The organism is Microcoleus sp. Pol11C2, assembly GCF_036701505.1.
GTDB lineage: Bacteria > Cyanobacteriota > Cyanobacteriia > Cyanobacteriales > Microcoleaceae > Microcoleus.
In genome coordinates, this window is record NZ_JAUBQX010000016.1 from 47,690 (window position 1) to 67,962 (window position 20,273).

3 protein-coding genes and 2 pseudogenes are annotated in these 20,273 nt (G+C 49.9%); all 5 read right to left on the reverse strand.

The features are described 5' to 3' along the window. Positions 1-73 precede the first annotated feature (73 nt). Positions 74-3,727 carry an amino acid adenylation domain-containing protein gene (locus QUA42_RS27720; RefSeq protein ID WP_445301309.1) on the reverse strand — a complete coding sequence of 1,218 codons (3,654 nt, stop codon included), beginning with the start codon at positions 3,725-3,727 and terminating at the stop codon, positions 74-76. Next, positions 3,701-5,215, reverse strand: a pseudogene (locus QUA42_RS27725) (non-ribosomal peptide synthetase); the annotation flags it as partial. The gene QUA42_RS27720 and the pseudogene QUA42_RS27725, both read right to left, overlap by 27 nt. Continuing rightward, positions 5,195-6,532 (reverse strand): annotated as a pseudogene (locus QUA42_RS27730) (condensation domain-containing protein); the annotation flags it as partial. The pseudogenes QUA42_RS27730 and QUA42_RS27725, both read right to left, overlap by 21 nt. A gap of 1 nt (position 6,533) precedes the next feature. Beyond that, positions 6,534-11,186: an amino acid adenylation domain-containing protein gene (locus QUA42_RS11840; protein WP_333137464.1), complete on the reverse strand. Its 4,653-nt coding sequence runs from the start codon at positions 11,184-11,186 to the stop codon at positions 6,534-6,536. A 204-nt stretch (positions 11,187-11,390) separates the two neighbouring features. Then, complete coding sequence (locus QUA42_RS11845) at positions 11,391-20,000, reverse strand: amino acid adenylation domain-containing protein (protein ID WP_333137465.1); 8,610 nt, start codon at positions 19,998-20,000, stop codon at positions 11,391-11,393. Positions 20,001-20,273: the final 273 nt, after the last annotated feature.

The following is a 20,273-nucleotide window of genomic DNA, read 5'->3' on the forward strand; positions in this document are numbered from 1 at the left end:
CTTTTTTCTCTCCTTTTCCCACCGAAAGCTTAAGGAGAAAAGGGCTTTTTGTGCTTTTTGGTCAACCCGATATTTACTCAGTCAGCATCACAGTTTGTGCTGACTCTCCATCACTCTTTTCTAAGAGATCGAGCAATTCATCTATCTGGTTAGAATCGGCGTTTGCCAGAATTTCTTCCTCGACCAGTTCTGCTAAATTCTGAATGGTGGGAGCGGCATAAAAATCGTACAGCGGTAACTCCACTCCAAACCGCATTCGCACTCGCGATACCAATTGCATCGCCATCAAAGAGTGACCGCCGATGTCAAAAAAACTTTCATTAATTCCTACTTTTTCTAGTTCTAAAACAGCCATCCAAATCTGCGCGAGTTCTTTTTCAGTAGGCGTTTGTGGCTCGGTGAAAGCTGTTTCCTCAGAGACGCGATCGCACTTCTGGGGCAAAGCGCGGCGGTCGAGTTTGCCGTTGGGAGTTAGTGGCAGCGATTCCAGTGTTACGAACCCAGAAGGCACCATATATTCCGGCAGCTTTTCTTGCAGATAGCCGCGCAGGTTGCTGATGCTGGGCAGTTTGTCTGGGTCAGGCACCACATAAGCGACTAAGCGCTTGTTGCCGGAACCGTCATCGCGGGCGATCGCCGCAGCATCTTGCACAGCGGGGTGCTGTCTGAGAGTTTCCTCAATTTCTCCTAACTCAATTCGATAACCCCGTACTTTCACTTGATGGTCGCTGCGCCCCATAAATTCAATATTTCCGTCTGGGAGATAGCGAGCCAAGTCCCCAGTTTTATAGAGGCGTTCTGAGAGAATGAAGGATGAAGGATGAAGGATGAATGAAGCATATATTCCACCCTCTGCAAAGGGGTTAGGAATAAACTTCTGTGCGGTCAGTTCCGGTCGGTTTAGGTAGCCTCTAGATAAGCCAGCCCCCCCGATATGCAGTTCGCCAAAAACGCCAACGGGAACCGGCATTAAATAGCGGTCTAAGATATAAATTTGAGTGTTAGCAATCGGGCGACCGATAGAAACTGATTCATCTTTGCGGTCAAGCTGATAGAGAGTAGACCAGATGGTGGTTTCTGTCGGGCCGTATAAATTCCAGACGAAACCGCCCCGCAACTGCAACTGATTGGCGAGGTGTTGGGGTAAAGCTTCTCCCCCGCACAGTATTTTTAATCCCTCGCTTCTGGGCCATCCCGCTGCTAAAAGCATTTTCCAACTCGCTGGAGTAGCTTGCATAATGGTTGCGCCAGAATTATTTAACGTTTCTAACAGTTTTTGTCCGTCAGATGCCACTTTTCGGCTGGCGACAACGACGCGAGAACCTGTTGTAATAGGCAGGAATAACTCCAGGGCTGCAATGTCAAAAGATAAGGAGGTGACTGCCAGCCAAATATCTCGGTCTGCAATCGCGAGCTGCTGGCCCATAGAAGTCAAAAAGTTGACGACAGCAGCGTGGGAAATTTGCACCCCTTTGGGTTTTCCTGTTGAGCCTGAAGTATAGATGACATAGGCTAAATTGGAAGAATTTTGTAAGCCAGCGGCTGGCTCGGTACTGCTCGATATGGCTTCCCAGCCGGCATCCAAGCAGGCGACGCGGGCGCTGTTTTCCGGCAGGGTTTCTAACAGCCGTTTTTGAGTTAAGAGAATTGGAATTGCCGCATCTTTTAGCATGAAGGCGAGGCGATCTGGCGGATATGCCGGGTCGAGGGGAACGTAAGCGCCACCAGCTTTGAGGATGGCAAGAAGTCCGACCACCATTTCTAGGGAACGCTCGACACAAATTCCCACCAAAACTTCTGGCTTGACGCCGAGTTGTTGCAGGTAATGCGCGAGTCGATCGGCTCGTTCATTCAGCTCGCGGTAGGTGATTTGTTGGTCTTCAAATACTACTGCTACTGCATCCGGAGCTCGCTGGGCCTGCGCTTCAAATAATTGATGAATGCAGCGATCGCCCGGATAATCGGCTCGGGTGTCATTCCACTTTATCAACAACTGATGTTGCTCTGGCTCGGAAAGAAGCGATCGCAACTCGTAACGCTCGGATGACTCGCGCGCGATCGCCTCTAGGGTTCGGGCGTAATAACCTCCCATTGCCTCAACCTGTTCGCCGCAAAACTCGGCCCTGTCGTATTCCAGAGACAACTGTACTTTCGCGGAGAAAGCATCTAGGCTGAATTCAACAAATAAAGGAAAATTCGTTTCTAGTAAAAACTTTTCCCCTAAAAGTTCAAGATTTTTTATGGTTTGCACGCCCTGATAAACGTGAAAATTAACGTAGTTAAACGCTGTCTCGAACAAAGGCTGACCGCCCAAATTTCTCTGTATTTCTGCCAGCGGATAACGCCGATAAGGCAGCAATTCTCGCTCCGCCTCAAAAACCTGCTGCACCAAATCTCTCCAAGTACCGCCGGATAGTTGCAAGCGAAATGGTAGAGTATTCAGAAAAAGTCCGCAAATTCGCTCTCCATCTGTCTCTTCAGGGCGTCCGTTCGCCACTAAACCTGTCAGCACGTCTGACTGTCCGCACAGCAGGCTTAAAACGCGCAAATGAGCAGCTAACAAAACGCTTTTAAGAGGAACTCCGGCGGTATTAGCTAACTGTTTGAGCCCTTCGGAAATTTCCGGTGGAATCGCCACATTGTGGGTGCAAATTTGCCGGATTCTCGCCTCGCGCGGGAATTTTTGCCAGCGCGTCAGCACCGCGATCGTGCAGTCGCTTAACTTTTCCCTCCAAAAGCGCTGGTGTTCCTCAGATGCAACGCTCGCTTGCTCCAGCGCCACAAAATCTCGGAAGGCGCTTTGAGGTAGCACAGCGGCAGAACCGCTTGTTTTCTCCAGCAGGAAAAAATATTGCTCAAACAACTCTGTCAACAGCAACCCCATACTCCATCCATCGAGAATCGCGTGATGAAATACAAAAGTTAGCTGAAAAGTCTCCTGAGTATATCGGTGAAGCTGGAACCGCATCAAAGGAGGATTTTTCCAATCAAAATGCCTATTTCTTTCTGCTTCAAGCCAAGCATTTAAAGCCGCTTCTCGCTGGGAATTGGAGAGGTGGCGCCAATCTTCCACCTGCAAGGGAACTTCAACTTTTTGATGAACCAATTGCAGGGGTTGGCTGAAACCAGTTAACTGAAATGAAGTCCGCAGCACGGCGTGACGCTTTACCAAATACTCTATCGCTGCCTGCAAAACCTGAACTTCGAGAGGAGCTTTTAGGTGAAAGCTAAAGATATAGTGATAGATAGCGCTTTCCGGGCTGTACTCGCTGTGAAAAATCATGCCCATCTGAAGGGCAGTTAAGGGATAGGCATCCTCTACATTATCAGGTATTTGCTGTTTATCTGCTGGCAAAATCAAACTGAAAGCTTGAGTTTTTGAAGGTTCTAAGTCTTTAAATTCTGTTGCTTTCAGCTCCCGAACGATCGCCTCAATCGTTGGAGACTGGAACAGTTGTTGCAAGGAGAAGCGCAAGCCTTGTTTTTGAGCTAAAGACTGCACGTGAATGCTGCGGATAGAATCGCCTCCCAAGGCAAAAAAATTGTCACGGATGCCGACTTTTTCCACGCCGAGAATTTTCTCCCAAATTTCTGCCAACGCTTTTTCTTCGGCAGTGCCGGGAGCGACAAAAGCTTCCGCTAAATCGGGTCTGGCTGTGTCGGGTTCTGGCAGCGATCGCCGATCTAGCTTACCGTTAACGGTCAGGGGCAAAGCTTCCAAAAGCACGAAGGCCGCAGGCACCATATAGTCCGGCAACTTTTCCTTCAAGAAAACGTGCAATTCTCCAGTGGTGAGAGTCGTTTCTGACGCAGCCACTATATAGGCTATTAATCGCTTGTCTCCCGGCGTGTCTTCCCGCAGCAAAACTGCGCTCTCCCGCACGGCTGGATGGCGGTTTAGCTGCGCTTCAATTTCTCCCAATTCGATGCGATAGCCCCGGATTTTCACTTGGCTATCAATTCGCCCCAGGTATTCGATATTTCCATCTGGTAAATAACGCGCCCTGTCGCCTGTTTTGTAAAGGCGGGCGTCGGGTGAGTTGCTAAAAGGATTTGGAATAAATTTCTGGGCCGTTAATTCGGGACGATTCAGATAGCCTCTGGCCAATCCTGCGCCACCGATATGCAGTTCCCCTGGCACTCCAATTGGCACGGGATTGAGAGTTCGATCTAATAAATAAATCTGCGTATTCGCAATCGGGCTGCCAATGGGTGGCATTCTCTCGGCACCTTTTTCAATTAAAGCAAAGGTTGAATAGGTGGTATCTTCTGAGGGTCCGTAAAGATTGAAGACTTTCTGAATGTGAGGAAGCTGGTAAAGCTGCTGCGCTAAAGTATTCGGCAGCGGTTCGCCAGCTAAATTGACGGTGCGGACTGTTTCGGGAATGCCGTTGATTCGCAGCAGTTCTGCGATCGCGCTGGGAACGGTATTAATCAGCGTTACTTTTTCCGCTGTTTTTAAAGTGGGCAGGTGCAAGGCATTTTCTGCCAGGATGGCTGTGCCGCCGCAGCTTAGAGGCGCGAATAGCTCGAAAACTGACAAATCAAAGCAAATAGATGTCGAGGCGAGAACTCCTCCCAGTTCTTCGGGCGAAAAAAGCTCTTTTGCCCAGTGCAAAAAGGCAACGGTGCTGCGGTGTTCGATTGCAACCCCTTTGGGCCTGCCCGTGGAACCTGACGTATAAATTACATACGCTAACTTAGAGGGGTTTTGCTGATTAAATTTAAAATCCGAACCTGACTTTTCCGAAAAATTCTGTTCCTCTTCCCACTGATCGAATCCGATGACTTTTGCGCTGCATTCTGGCAGAATTTTTAACAATTTTTGCTGGGTTAGCAGCACCGAAATTTGAGCGTCTTCTAACGTGAAAGCTAAGCGCTCGCGCGGGTAGGCTGGATCGAGCGGAACGTAAGCGCCCCCGGCTTTTAAAATTCCGAGCATACCGACGATCATCTCAAACGATCGCTCGACACAAATTCCCACCAAAACTTCTGGCTTGACGCCGAGTTGTTGCAGGTAATGCGCGAGTTTGTTGGCTCGTTCATTCAAATCGCGGTAGGTGAGTTTTTGGTCTTCAAATATTACGGCAACCGCATCAGGAGTTCGCTGGGCCTGCCGTTCAAATAATTGATGAATGCAGCGATCTTGGGGATAGTCAGCTTTGGTGTCGTTCCATTCAAAAAGAATTTGCTGCTTTTCGGCTGGCGTTAGCAGCGGTAAATTTTTCAAAGGCTGGTGAGGGTTTGCCGCCATCCCTTCTAGCAAGACCTGCAAGTGTCCCAGCATCCGCTCGATCGCGCTGTCGTCAAAGCGGCTGCGATCGTACATAATTTTGAGCGCTAACTCCGATTGCGCGATCGCCATCAATGCGATGGGGTAATTCGTGCTGTCAACCGATCGCACGTCGCCAATCTCTAGGTCATTTTTTCCGCCCTGCAATGAAGGATCGACGGGGTAATTTTCAAATACGACGATACTTTCAAATAGTGGCGTATTGAGAGGAATTTGGCTCCACCGCTGCTGAATTTCTACCAGAGGCGAGTATTCGTACTGGCGCACTTCCATGCTGTGGCTTTGCAATTGCTGTAACCACGAAATTATTGAGTCTTCAGCGGACACTGATACTCTGACAGGCAGAGTATTAATCAGCATCCCAACCATCGATTCCGCCCCGATTAATTCAGGCGATCGCCCCGAAACCGTTACGCCAAAAACTATGTCTTCTTCACCGCTATATCGGCTCAAAAGTAGCGCCCAAGCTCCCTGTACGAGAGTATTTATAGTCAGCTTGTACTGTCGCGCTAATTCTTGTAGAGGCGCTAGATCGGGAAGTTTGATTTCTGCTTCGCCCCGGCTCCCTTCACCGCTTTTGCAGCTCAATTTTCCACCGACAACAAGCGACGTGGGTGCCGTAAATCCTTGGAGCGTTTGCCGCCAAAATGACTCTGCCTCAGCTAAATCTTGCTGCTGCAACCAGGCGATGTAATCTCGATAAGAGCGAGGGCGCTTGAGTTCCAATTCCGCCCCCTGGCATTCTGCTCGGTAAAAGGCCAAAACTTCCTTAAAGACGCTCGCCAGCGACCACCCATCTAAAACTAAGTGGTGATAGCTCAAAATGAACTGGAAAGCATCTTCCTGTAACTGCCCTAGCGCAATGCGAATCAAGGGAGCTGATGTCAAGTCAAAGCCCTGTTCTCTATCGGCTTTTAGGAAATTTTCTAGCTGCTGTGCTTGTGCAGAAGTGGAGAGTGATCGCCAGTCCATTTGCTGCCAGGATAAGGGAGCCTGCTTGCGCACAACTTGCACGGGTTCTTTTACGTTCTCCCACACGAAACAAGTCCGCAAAATGGGATGCCTGTCTACAACTTTTTGCCAACTATTTCTAAACGCAGAAACCTTGAGATCGCCGCGCAATACGCACAGCAATTGCCCGAAATATAGACCCGATTCAGGCTGGTAAAGGGAATGAAAGAGAATGCCCTGCTGCGCTGGGGAGAGGGGATAAAAATCTTCTATATTGCCTTTGCTCATCTTACATATCTCCCAAAATTGCAGTAATGTTGTCTAAATCGTCCTGGTTCCACTGGCTCCACTTAAACTCTGCAAAGTCAGAAGGAGTGCAGCCGCCGGTGTCGGGGGACTGACAGTATTGAATTAGCGATCGCAGCGATTCTATAAAGCCCGTTGCCAAATTTTCAATGCTTTCTCGTCGGTGAATGTTTTCGCTGTACGTCCAATCTAATTGCAGCTTGCTGCTGGCAATAAATCCGTTAATTTCCAGCAGGTAACGCCGATTTCCGCGCGGGCTGTGAATGGGACCACTAGGCTCGGAGGACAGCATCCACAAAGAAGATTTCGGCAGCACTTGGTCTAACTGTCCGAGATAGTTAAACCTTACCTCAGCTTGCGGCAATTTGTGCATTTTTTTAGCAATTTCTGGGTTTAAATATCCGAGTACACCGCAGCCAATACCACCCTTTGGTACTGCGCGTAATTGCTCTTTCACTGATTTAATGGCTGCCCCTAGATCGCCAGCTTTTTCTAAATTTAACATAACGGAAAAAACTGTTGTGAACCAGCCGATTGTGCGCGAAAAATCGACTCCTTCAAATATATCTTCGCGCCCAGAACCTTCTAAGTCAAGTAAAAGTGAGTTATTGCCAGTCCAGCGTTCAAATGCTTGACCTAAAGCAGTTAGCAATACATCATTAATTTGAGTACGGTAAGCGGCAGGTACTTCTTGCAGGAGCATCTGTGTTTCTTCAACACTCAAAGCAACGGAGACTGTCTTTTCAGATGCGACTAAATTGGCTGCTGTGGGGAAATCTATTGGCAAGCGAGAAGTTGGTTGGTGAGAAAGGGCGAGCCAGTAATCGAACTCTCCCTGCAATTCGGGCGATCGCGCCCACTCATACAAGCGTTCTGCCCACTGCTTAAATGAGGTTGTTTTGGGCGGGAGCGCGACTGTTTCGCCGCAACTAATCTGCCCATAAGCTGCCTGGAAATCCTCAATTAAAATTCGCCACGAAACCCCATCAACCGCTAAGTGATGAATGGCCAATAACAAGCGGTTTGGCTGATGTTTGCCCAAGTCAAATAGGGCAGCGCGAAGTAATGGCCCCTCTGACAAATTCAAACTGGCTTGCAACTGAGTGGCGGCGGTTTGGAAAGCGGCTTCTCGTTCCTCTGGAGGTAGCGACGACAAATCAATGCAGGTAAACGGAGCAACCTCGTCGGGATTGGCGAGCTCCTGCAGCCAGCCAGATTCTCCTCGCGCAAAACGCAGGCGCAGCGCGTCGTGGTGTTTCAGCAATTCCTGCAAAACTGACTCAATTAATGCAGGTTCGAGAGGTTGCCGCAACTCTAAAAGCACCGCCTGATTCCAGTGGTGCGGATCGGAGAGATTTTGCTCAAAAAACCCGTGCTGAATCGGTGTCAGAGGAACTTCGCCAACGATTAATCCCTGTTCCGATTGTTGGGCTTGAGCTGTATTGGCTACGGCTGCTAACTGTGCAATGGTTTGGTGTTGAAACAGTTGTTTTGGAGTGAGCAGCAACCCCGCTTGATTGGCTTGAGAAATTACTTGAATGCTGAGGATAGAATCGCCGCCCAATTCAAAGAAATTGTCGTCAATTCCCACTTGTTCTAACCCCAATACTTGCGCCCAAATTTCCGCTAGAATTTTCTCAATAGCCGTGCGAGGCGCGACGAATGCCTCTTCGAGTTCTGGGCGATCGCAATCTGGTGCGGGAAGCGCCTTGCGATCGACTTTGCCGTTGGGAGTTAGAGGCAGCGATTCCAGCGTCACGAAGGCAGCAGGCACCATGTATTCCGGCAGCTTTTCTTGCAGGTAGCCGCGCAGGTTGCTGATGCTGGGAAGTTTGTCTTGGTTAGGCACTACATAAGCGACTAAGCGCTTGTTGCCCGAACCGTCATCGCGCGCGATCGCTGCTGCATCACGCACGGCGGGGTGCTGTCGCAGGGTTTCTTCAATTTCTCCCAATTCGATGCGATAGCCCCGGATTTTCACTTGGCTATCAATTCGCCCCAGGTATTCGATATTTCCATCTGGCAAATAACGCGCCCTGTCGCCAGTTTTGTAAAGGCGGGCGTCGGGTGAGTTGCTAAAAGGATTTGGAATAAATTTCTGGGCCGTTAATTCGGGACGATTCAGATAGCCTCTGGCTAATCCTGCGCCACCGATATGCAGTTCCCCTGGCACTCCAATTGGCACAGGTTGCAAATAACTATCTAAGATGTAAAGCTGCGTGTTGGCTATGGGGCGACCGATTGGAACTTTCTCGACACAGTGACTTGCATCGTACCACGTCACGTCTGCAGCTACTTCAGAAGAGCCATAAAGATTGATTAATACTCGTTGGGGCATCTGCTCTCGAAATTGCTGGCAAAGTTCCATCGGCAGAGTTTCTCCACTGCAAATCCAATACTTTAATTGAGGCAAACGCCTGTCTAAATCAGGAAAGGATTCTAAGATAGGGCGCAACAAAGAAGGCACCAGCACCAGTCGCGTTACATTTTGTTTTGATAAGGTTTGAAGGAATTGGTTAATATCTTTGACGGCTCGATCGGGAATAATCACAGTTGGCAACCCATGCAGCAAAGGAGCAAAAATTTCCCAAACCGAATCGACAAAATTTAAGGACGTTTTTTGACAGCAAATATCTTCTTCGATAAAAGGGTAGGGGTTCCAAAAACAGCGATTGACTGTACCTCGGTGGGTGCCGAGTACGCCTTTGGGAGTACCTGTCGAGCCCGAAGTGTAGAGGACGTAAGCGAGGCGATCGGCTTCCACTTTAACAGCGGGGTTGCGATCGCTCTGGCGGGAAATTTCCTTCCATTCGGCGTCGATACAGACGACTTTAGCGCTGTGTTCGGGGAGGGTTTCTAGGAGCTTTTTTTGAGTCAAAATCACCGGAAATTTTGCGTCCGCCAGCATGAAGTATCGGCGTTCTTGGGGATAAGCAGGATCGAGAGGAACGTAAGCGGCACCGACTTTTAAAATGCCCAAAATGGCTACCAGCATTTCGAGCGATCGCTCGACACAAATTCCCACCAAAACTTCTGGCTTGACGCCGAGTCTTTGCAGGTAATGCGCGAGTTGATTCGCTCGTTCATTCAGCTCGCGGTAGGTGAGTTTTTGGTCTTCAAATACGACTGCAATTGCATCGGGAGTTCGCTCGACCTGCGTTTCAAATAATTGATGAATGCAGCTATCGCTCGAATAATCAGCGCGGGTGTCATTCCACTCTATCAACAACTGATGCCGCTCTTTTTCCCCCAGCAAAGGCAAGTCTTCAATGCGTTGCTCTGGGTTGGCAGCTATGCCCTCCAGCAACGTAAGAAAATGCCCCACCATCCGCTTGATTGTGGCTGCATCAAATAAATCTGTGCTGTATTCAAACTGACAGCTAATTTCTTCCTGCTTTTCTTCTAAATACAGCGTTAAGTCTACTTTTGCTGTCTGATTCTCAACATCTAGAAGAGTGAGATTGAGTCCGGCTATTGATTCCGCAGCAACAGGTGCAGCTTGCAAAACAAAAACAACTTGGAACAGCGGATTGTAGCTCAAATTTCGATCGGGTTGCAACTCTTCAACCAGTTTCTCAAACGGCAAATCCTGGTGAGCGTAAGCTTCTAAACTCACCTCCCGAATGCGGGCAAGCAACTGCCGAAAAGTGGGAGTACCTGACAAATCAGTTCGCAATACCAAAGTATTGACAAAAAACCCAATTAGCCCTTGAATTTCCGCTCGGTTGCGGTTGGCGATGGGAGAGCCGACGGGAATATCAGCCTGTCCTGTATAGCGATAGAGCAACGTTTTAAAGGCTGCTAGCAGCATCATAAACAGGGTGACATTTTCCTGGCGGCTGAGCTTTTTGAGGGCTTCTGTTAGCGTTTTCGGGATGAGAAATGATTCTTTCGCGCCCCGATAGGTTTGGGCGGGGGGACGGGGGCGATCGGCGGGCAATTCCAGCAAGGGGGGAGCGCCACTTAGCTGCTTTTTCCAGTAGTTAAGTTGAGTTTGCAAGCGATCGCCCGTAAGCCATTCCCGCTGCCAAATAGCAAAATCGGCGTACTGGATGGAAAGTTCGGGAAGTGGGGATGGTTTGGCGATCAAAAACGCTTCGTAAAGTGCTGCTAATTCTTGCAGAAAGACTCCGATTGACCAGCCATCAAAAATAATGTGATGCAGCGTCAGCAGCAAGACATATTCCTCAGCATTTAACTGTAGCAAACTAGCTCGCAACAGCGGCCCTTTGGTGAGGTCAAAAGGTTTGCTAGCTTCTTCGGCAGCCAGTTGTTTTACTTTTTTTTCTCGCTCAGTTTCCGCCAATTGTTGCAGGTCTAAAACTTGCAGCCCGAAATTAAATTTCTGACCCACCACCTGCACGGGTTGACCGTCTACAGTGGCAAATGTCGTCCGCAAAGCTTCGTGACGGCGCACAATTTCCTTGAAACTTAGCTCTAGCACTACTACATTTAGCCTGCCTTTGAGTAACACAGCCGCCGGCAGGTTGTAAAAAGGGTTTCCCGGTTCAAATTGAGCAATAAACCACAGTCTTTGCTGGGCAAAAGAGGTGGGAAATGCAAATACTTCTTCTTCGGAAGCATTCGCCGAGTCGCGAGTATCTGTGGGAGGTTTTTCGGAAATATGCACCGTCATTGGATTAGTAACTGGTAATTGGTAATTGGGATTGCAGCCGATATTTGGGGATTTGTTATGAGGTAATATCTTCGGCGGGGCGGGTTTACGAGATTTATCGTTTTTACTAAAGATATTGGCGAACCCGCCCCTACAGGAATAACGGTCAATCGAACGGACATGATATTATTGGCTGCTCGCCCATGACTCATCACTGATTTGTGCTTAGCGCAAAGATGACAGTTTCATGCGGTACGCCGATCGCGAAACGGGCGCGATCGCGGGTTCTTCAACTGTCGCGTTTTTGTTTTTGGCTTCAGAAATCTTTTCTGCAAGTACGGCGAGCGATTGTCCTGCAAAAATATCGCACAAAGGCAATTCTATCTGACAAGATTCTCGTACCTTTGCTGCTAATTGAATTGCCAGCAGCGAATTTCCTCCTAGTTCAAAAAAGTTATCGGCAATGCTTAACTGTTCGATTGCGAGAACCTCACAGCAAATTCTCGCTAACATTGCCTCAATAGAGGTGCGCGGTGCGACAAAAATCTTTTCTTGTTGAATCGCTGCCTCCGTTTCAGGCAGTGCCTTGCGGTTAACTTTGCCGTTCTCCGAAAGCGGCAGCGCGTCCAAAATTATAAATGCAGAAGGCACCATATAATCGGGCAGTTTTTCGCTCAGGAATTGGCGCAATTCTTCAACCGCAGGGGCAGGGTTTTGTTGTGGAACGATATATGCTACTAAGCGCTTTTGACTGTGCTTTTCTCCGAAGGCGGTGACAATGGATGCTTTGACTGCTGGGTGCTCGTTCAAAGCAGCTTCAATTTCTCCTGCTTCGATGCGGAATCCTCGAATTTTAAGGCGGAAATCTTCTCGGCCTAAAAATTCGATGTTGCCGTCAGGGAGGAAGCGCCCTAAATCTCCCGTTCGGTACAAGCGATCGCCCGTGACGGGGTGCGTGAGGAAGCTGGCGCGAGTTTTTTCTTCATTCCGCCAGTATCCTTTTGTCAGTCCAACTCCGGCACAGCACATCTCGCCGGCAACCCAGACGGGACAGTCTTCGAGCCTTTCATTCAAAATGTAATAGCGTGTATTGGCGATCGGCGATCCGTAGGGAATGCTTTTCCAAGAAGGGTCAACAGTTTCTACCGGATACCAAATATTCCAAAGGGTAGTTTCGGTTGGTCCGCCGACGCTGACAACGCGACATTCTTTGACGATCGCCCTTAACCTCTCAGGGAGCGTTATCGGTATCCAATCTCCGCCGAGAAACGCCCAGCGCAAGCACTCCGGCAACACCTCAGAACGTCCAGCAGCGTAATCGAGCAGCATTTCCATCATCGGGGGAACCGAGTTCCAAATCGTGACGCGCTCTTTTACCATCAATTGAGCCCAGTGAGCGGGGTCTAGCCGTTGTGCGGCATCGGGAATGACGATCGCTCCCCCGGCTGCTAGGATGCCGAAGATATCGTAAACCGACATATCGTGGTGCAGGGCGGTGAGTGCGATCGCGCGATCGCACTCGGCCACATTAAACACTTGATTGGTCTGAGCGATCGCATTGACTGCACCTCGGTGCGCGATCGCCACGCCTTTCGGCAAGCCAGTTGAGCCGGAAGTATAAATCACATACGCTAAATCTTCCGGTTCCTGCACCGACTCCAAAGCTTCGCTGCTTTCGGCCGCCAATTCGTCGGTATCGAGACAAATTCGCCGCACATTTTCCGGCCATTCCCATCGCTGATTTAACTGAGATTGCGTCAAAACAATCTCAACTTCGCCATTTTCCAGCAAATACAGCAGCCGTTCTTTTGGTAGCGCGGCATCTACGGGCAAATAAGCTGCCCCGGATGCGAGAATGCCCAGCACAGCGACGATTTGCTCCCATCCTTTTTCCATAACCACGGCAACCAACTGGTTAGGGCGAGCTCCCAGCTTCCGCAATCGGTGAGCGACTTGATTCGATCGCAGATATAGTTCCTCGTAGGTGAGGGTGCGATCGCGCGCGATCACGGCTGCTTGCTGCGATCGCGAGGCGACTTTCTGAGCAAACAACTCGTGCAGCAATACATCGGGAATGGGTGCTTCGATGCCGTTAGCGACGGCTTGCTGCTGCAACTGTGCCTCTTCTTGCCAAGCTGACTCCGAGCTTGCGAGGCGCTGCAACAGGTGACAGTAGGCGTCAAACATATCGTCGATTAGCCCTTGGGGGAAGAGTTCTTCCACCACATCCCAGTTTAAGAATAGAGTGCCGCCAGCTTCGCTGTACTGATTGTCTATCCAAACTTGGGGAGTTTGACCGACGACGTAAACAACCTCTCCGATTTCTGCGATCGCGCCCAGTATGGAAGAATCGCTTTGTCCGGGGTTATTCTGCGGATTAGTCGTGAATACCACTGGCATCGGTGCCGCCGATGTTCTTCCCAGCAGTTGCGTCAATTCTCGCAAAACGCGGACGCCGCTGACGTACTGGTGCTCTAAATCATGCCAAAGCTGCTGAGTCAGGCGTTTCGCCCGAACTTCAAAACTTTCTCGGCGCGAGTTGTCTACCTCCAGCAAAGTAAACGAGGCAAACTCGCCGATAATGTCGTTGACTTGCGGGTGCAGCGAAAGGCGATTGAAGCGCGGCACGTTGAGGGTAAACCGGGGGCTTTTGCTCCACAGGGCCAGAACTTCGGCATAAGCAGCCAGCAAAACGCCTGTCGGAGAAAGCGCCGATCGCGCGGCTCTGGCTTTGAGTTTTTTCCAGGTTTCCGGCTCTAGCTGAGCGCTCCAGCGCTTGAAGCGAGGCTGTGTCAGGGAACTCGGATGCTTGGCCAAGGGGAGTTCGGGCGCTGGCGGCAGAGTGGCGAGGCGATTTTTCCAATACTCTAAAGATTGCTGGAAAAATGGGGCATCTTGGAGCGCGATCGCAGCTATAACGTAGTCGCGGAATGACAGTTGCAAAGGCGCGATCGCCGCGTTGGGATTGCGGTAAAACCTCACCAAATCTCCAAAGAGAATTTGATAGCTCCAACCGTCAATGCACAAGGCGTCAATGCTGACGTGCAAGCGGATGCGGCGATCGCTCAGAAGCGAGGCGCGAATCTCGAAAAGCGGCCAGCGATCGAGCGGCAGCACTTGGTGAGACAGGGATTCGCGAATTGCTTCGAGTTGGGAGTTCACCGCCTCTGGGCTTTGTCCGCGCAAATCTAATACTGGAATTGCATAAGCTGGCACTGTTTCTAAAATTTGCTGTTGCCCGTCTGGATGGACGATCGCGCGCAGCATATCATGGCGTTCCACCACTCGCTGCCACGCGAGGCTAAACCGCTCTAAATCTATATCGTCGCCTTCAATTTCTACATAGCCGTGAATGGCGACATTCCCCATTTCAAAAAAGCTATTTCTCCCGATCCAGTACGCCTGCTGCATTTCGTTGAGGGGAAATGGTTTGTAGCGATTTTGAGGCTCGGGGACGATTTCCGGCAGTTGCACAAGGGCGCGGGCTTCGATCGCCTGGTGCGCTTTAGCAATGGCGATCGCTACAGCCAAACTTTCCACCGTCGGGGATTGAAACAAACTGCGCAGCGGCAACTCTACCTGAAACGCTTCTCGAACTTTAGCAATCAGTTGCGTGGCCAGCAGGGAATGTCCTCCCAACTCGAAGAAATTGTCGCCAATTCCTATTTGTTTGACGCCGAGAACCTGACTCCAAATTTCAGCGAGTAACTGTTCTTCCCGAGTGCGGGGTGCAAAAGCTGCGTTTAATTCCGATCTTTCTACATCGAGCGCTCTGAGTGATCGCCGATCGATTTTTCCATTAGATGTTAAAGGCAGAGCCTCTAGCAGCACGAAGGCTGAAGGGATCATGTATTGTGGCAGCTTTTCTTTGAGAAAGTCACGCAGTTTGCTAATTAAAGATGGCTGCCCAGTGGTGAATTCTGAGCTAGAAACGATATAAGCCACCAAGCGGTTTTCCCCTGAATTATCCTCCCCAAGCAGCACTACACTTTCCCGCACTGCCGGATGCTGGCTCAGTACCGCTTCAATCTCGCCCAGTTCAATTCGGAAACCGCGAATTTTGACTTGATTGTCGCTGCGGCCTAAAAATTCAATCGTTCCATCTGGCAGGTAGCGGGCAATATCTCCAGTTTTGTACAACCGCGCCCCGATTTCCTGAGAGAAGGGATTGGGAATAAACTTTTGGGCAGTTAGTTCGGGTTGGTTCAAATAGCCTCTGGATAAGCCAGCGCCGCCGATATACAGTTGGCCCAAAACTCCTACAGGAACCGGCTGCAAATTTTCGTCCAGAATGTAGAGCTGGGTGTTGGGAAGAGGGCGACCGATCGGGATCGAACCGCGCTTTGATTCAACGGATTTTATCGGATGGATGGCTGTCCAGACAGTGGCTTCTGTGGGGCCGTAAAAGTTCCAAAGGGGGAGGTTCCACTCAAGCAACTCAGAAGCGAGTTCTGCGGGCAAAGCTTCTCCGCCGCAAATAATTAGGCGGAGGCTCCATTTTGGCTCGCGATCTGCATTTTTTTGAGCGTCAATCAGTTGGCGAATTGCTGAAGGAGTTTGATTGAGAATGGTAACTCGCTCTGTGCACAGCAATTGGTAAAAAGCTGAGGGCGATTGAGTCACTTCGAGAGGGACTATAACCAGCTTGCAGCCGTGAAGAAGCGCTCCCCAAATTTCCCATACGGAGAAGTCGAAAGCGTAGGAGTGAAAAACAGTCCAAGCGTCGCGATCGCTAAAATTAAATAGGGGGTAAGTGGCTGCAAAAAGATGAACTGCGCTGCGATGGTTGACTTGAACGCCCTTGGGTTTCCCTGTCGAACCTGACGTATAGATTACATAAGCGAGACAATCTGCCTTTACATCGCTCAAACAATTTTCTTTGCTTTCTCGCGCGATGTTTTCCCAGTCTGAATCAAGGAAAACTGCACTCAGCGCCCGATCGCGAATCTTCTCATATATATGCGACTGCGCCAGAAGCACTTGAACCTTGGCATCCTCCAGCATGAAGCTCAAGCGTTCACTTGAATACGCCGGGTCGAGCGGAACATAAGCGCCGCCAGCCTTAATAATTCCCAGCAATCCCACCACCATTTCTAGGGAGCGATCGACATAAATTCCGACGCGGACTTCAGGTTTTACACCGAGTTTTTGCAGGTAGTGCGCGACTTGATTCGCTCGTTCATTCAGTTCGCCGTAGGTAAGTTTTTGGTCTTCAAATACGACTGCAATGGCATCGGGAGTTCTATCGACCTGCGCTTCAAATAATTGGTGAATGGTGGAATCTTTTGGATAATCGACTTGCGTATTATTCCACTCGATTAGGAGTTGATGCCGTTCGCGATCGCTCAGCAATGGCAACTCGTCCAGGCGCCGATCGGCATTGGCGATAATTCCTTCCAGCAAAATCTGAAAATGCCCGTGCATCCGCGCGATCGTGCTGGGTTGGAGCAGGTTCGTGCTGTACTCCCACGTCGCCGTCAACCCCCCCTCAGTTTCTTCCAAAAATAGCATCAAGTCGAAATTAGCCGTTCCGGTATCAATTTCATGGGAATTTAATGTCAGCCCTGGCAATTCTAGAGTCTGCGTCAAGCCGTTTTGCAAGGCAAACGCCACTTGAAACAGCGGCGAGTAGCTCAAATCTCGCTCTGGCTGCAACTCCTCGACAAGCTTCTCAATCGGTATATCTTGATGCGCGTAAGCGGCTAATGCCACTTCTCGCACGCTCCTTAGCAACTCTCGAAAAGTCGGATTTCCATTTAGGTCAGACCGCAGGACTAAAGTATTGACAAAAAATCCAATTAATGACTCTATCTCGCTGCGATTGCGGTTGGCGATCGGAGAGCCAACTAAAATATCTGTCTGCCCCGTGTAGCGATAAAGCAGCGTCTTGAAGGCTGCCAGCAACGTCATAAATAGGGTGGCTTTTTCTTGCTGAAATTGGACCAGGGCCAAGCTCAAATCCTTGGGCAACTCCCAAGTTTGTCTCGCACCCTGAAACGTTTGAACGGCGGGGCGAGGAAAGTCGGTTGGTAAATTTAGAATCGGCAAGCTGCCGCTTAACTGCTGCTTCCAGTAAGCCAGTTGCGTCTCTAATATTTCTCCTTGCAACTGCTGGCGCTGCCATGCGGCAAAATCGGCGTATTGAATTGGCAGCGGGGAAAGCAAGGGTAAATCATTGCTAGAAAAAGCTTGATAAAATTCTCCCAACTCCCGGAGAAATACGCCCAGGGACCAACCATCAAAAACAATATGATGCACGGTTAGAAGTAAGACGTGCTCACTTTCGTCGAGGCGCAGCAGTTTGGCGCGCAGCAGAGAGCTTTGCCCCAAATCAAAGGGCTCTCGCGCTTGGAGGGCCGACAGCCTTTGCACCTGGATCTGGCGATCGTCTGGGGAGCGATCGCTCAAATCAATCAGCGGCAGCGTCCAATCGCCCGCAGCAGCGACAACCTGTATCGGTTGCCCTTCCACAGCGGCAAATGCAGTTCTCAAAACCTCGTGCCGATCGATAATTTTTTCAATACTTTGCCTGAGTGCTTCTGCATTAAGTTGCCCCGTCATCCGAACCGCACCGCAGAGGTTGTAGAAGGGGTTTCCCGGTTCCAATTGGTCGAAGAACCACAAGCGCTCTTGGGCAAAAGACAGGGGAAGATGGCGCGAGCGAGAAACTGATCCAATGACGGCTGCTTTGGTATTTTCTGTTAGTTGCTCTAGAATTTGCACTGCCAGTTGAGCAATGCTCCTATCCTCAAACAAATCGGCAATCGATACAGTAACGCCCAAGTCACTCTCTATTTTATTTTTTAACTCAAAAATTCTTAAAGAATCTAGTCCAAAGCTGCTGAGCGGTCGATCAATAATATCGATAATATTTTGTGTTTTCCCGCTGGCACTGAAGTGGATTGAAGATTCCTCTTCCGTCGCCTTTAGCCGACTTTGGCTATTAGCCGGGGAATGAATTCCCCGGCGGTTTACCTGCTGCCAAAGGTAAGCCTCAAGAAGCGACTGCCGTTCTTCTAACTCTGCTCTCAGCAGAATTTCTCGCGTGAGTTGATTGTCGATTTCCACCGAATCAGCTAACTCTAAAACGCTACTCGCAACAACTTCCAACTTGTCAGCTAGAAAGTCAGCACAGGCGGCGCGACGTTGAATTTTACCGCTAGTAGTTTTCGGAATGCTTCCGGGCTTAATCAGCACTACTCCATAAACTTGCACTTCATATTCTTGAGCAATGCGGTATCGGATGGCGCTGATAATTTCCTCGGCATTATCCGGCGCTTTGCGAGATTGTAATTCTTGCACGATAACGAGCTGTTCTTCGCCTGCGACTTCCACCGAGAATGCCGCGATCGCCCCTTGCCGCAAACTGGGATGGCTGCGCTCTGCCGTTCTTTCTATATCTTGGGGGTAAAGATTGCGACCTCGGATGATAATCAAATCTTTGAGTCGCCCTGTAACAAACAGTTCGCGATCGCGTAAAAAGCCTAAATCTCCTGTTCGCAAAAAGGGTCCTTCGCTGGTATCTGAAAGATATGCTTGGAAGGTTTTTTCTGTCTCTTCGGGGCGATTCCAATAGCCTCGCGCAACTGTTTCGCCAGCTACCCAAATTTCTCCGACTTCCTGCGGCTGGCATTGCGTCAGAGATTCGGGATTGACGATCGCAACTAGAGTGCCAAATTCGGGGAAACCGCAGCCGACTAAAGTTCTCGCGCCGCGATCGCCTTCGACAACTTCTACAATGTGATTATTTTCCAGCGCCCCAGCGTCAACAGGTAAGAAAGTCGGTGTTTCCCCGCTGCGAACCGTGGCAATTTTTAGCGTAGTTTCTGCCATTCCGTAAGCAGGACAAAAGGCATCGGCGTGAAAACCGCAGGGTTCAAAAGCTTTAATAAATCGCTCTAGGGTTTCTTTGTGGATCGGTTCTGCGCCGTTATAGGCCACGCGCCAACTACTCAAGTCGAGCATTTTTTGCCCATCGCCCAAGATTTTGCTGATTTTGCTAGCACACAAGTCGTAAGCAAAATTTGGCCCGCCGCTGTGGGTAGCTTTGTAGCGCGAAATCGCTTCCAACCAGCACATCGGGTTCTGAATAAACGCCGCTGGCGGCATGAAGTAAGAGGGAATTCCCAGATACAAAGGTTTGAGCAATCCGTCAATTAACCCCATGTCGTGAAAGGGGGGGAGCCACGTTACCGCAACGCTTTCGGCATCGTGGTCAAAGCCTCGGTGAATGTATTCGATGTTGTACAAAACGTTGGCGTGGCTCACCATTACGCCTTTGGGGGTGGAGGTTGAGCCGGAAGTGTACTGAAGATAAGCCACGGAGTCGGGATCGATGGGTGGCTGCTGCCACTTTTGGGCGTCATCGGAAAGCGCCTCTGCACTCAGCCAGCGCATCGCTTTGAGTTCCGGCGCTTGCTCGCATAGCTGCTCTAAATTTTCCAGGTGTCGCGCGGGAGCGATCGCAACTGTTGCTCCTGCGTCTTTGGCGATCGCGCTAATTTTCGCTAAATTCCGTTTCAGCTTGGGCGGATAGAGGGGAACGGCGATAACTTTGGCGTACAAGCATCCAAAAAAGGCGGCGAGATAGTCCAATCCTGGCGGGAAAAGCAGTAAGGCTCGTTCGCCAGTGACTCCCAATGTCTGAAGTCGCACGGCGTGCGATCGGGCGATCGCGTCTAACTCTCGATAAGTCAAACTGGCGGTTTCAGTTTTTCCGTCTAACAGAAATGTATATTTCTGCTCTGGTTGGTGTAGCGCTCTGTTTTGTAGGAGTTCTACTAAATTCGTACAACTTTCGGTGAGTTGGTTTCCCTTAATGTTTGCGTCACTCATCGATTCTTTTTACCTATAAATCTTGTTTGCAGTACGCCAACCAGTTCCGCCAAATTCTTTCCACATAGACTTTCTGTGAACAGTTGTCGGGCGTTACGAGTCTCCCATCAGCGCGTTTGAGTCTTCAATCCGGGTATTAGCGCTTGTTTTCACGTTTTTTTGTCGATCGGGCTGTTTGGCAATGGCTCCGGGGCGATTTCAGTCCGAGCCAGCTTCGATATCAGCTTCAGGGGCTTTACGGCTATCGACTTTAAGCATAGTAGGCTAGATGAT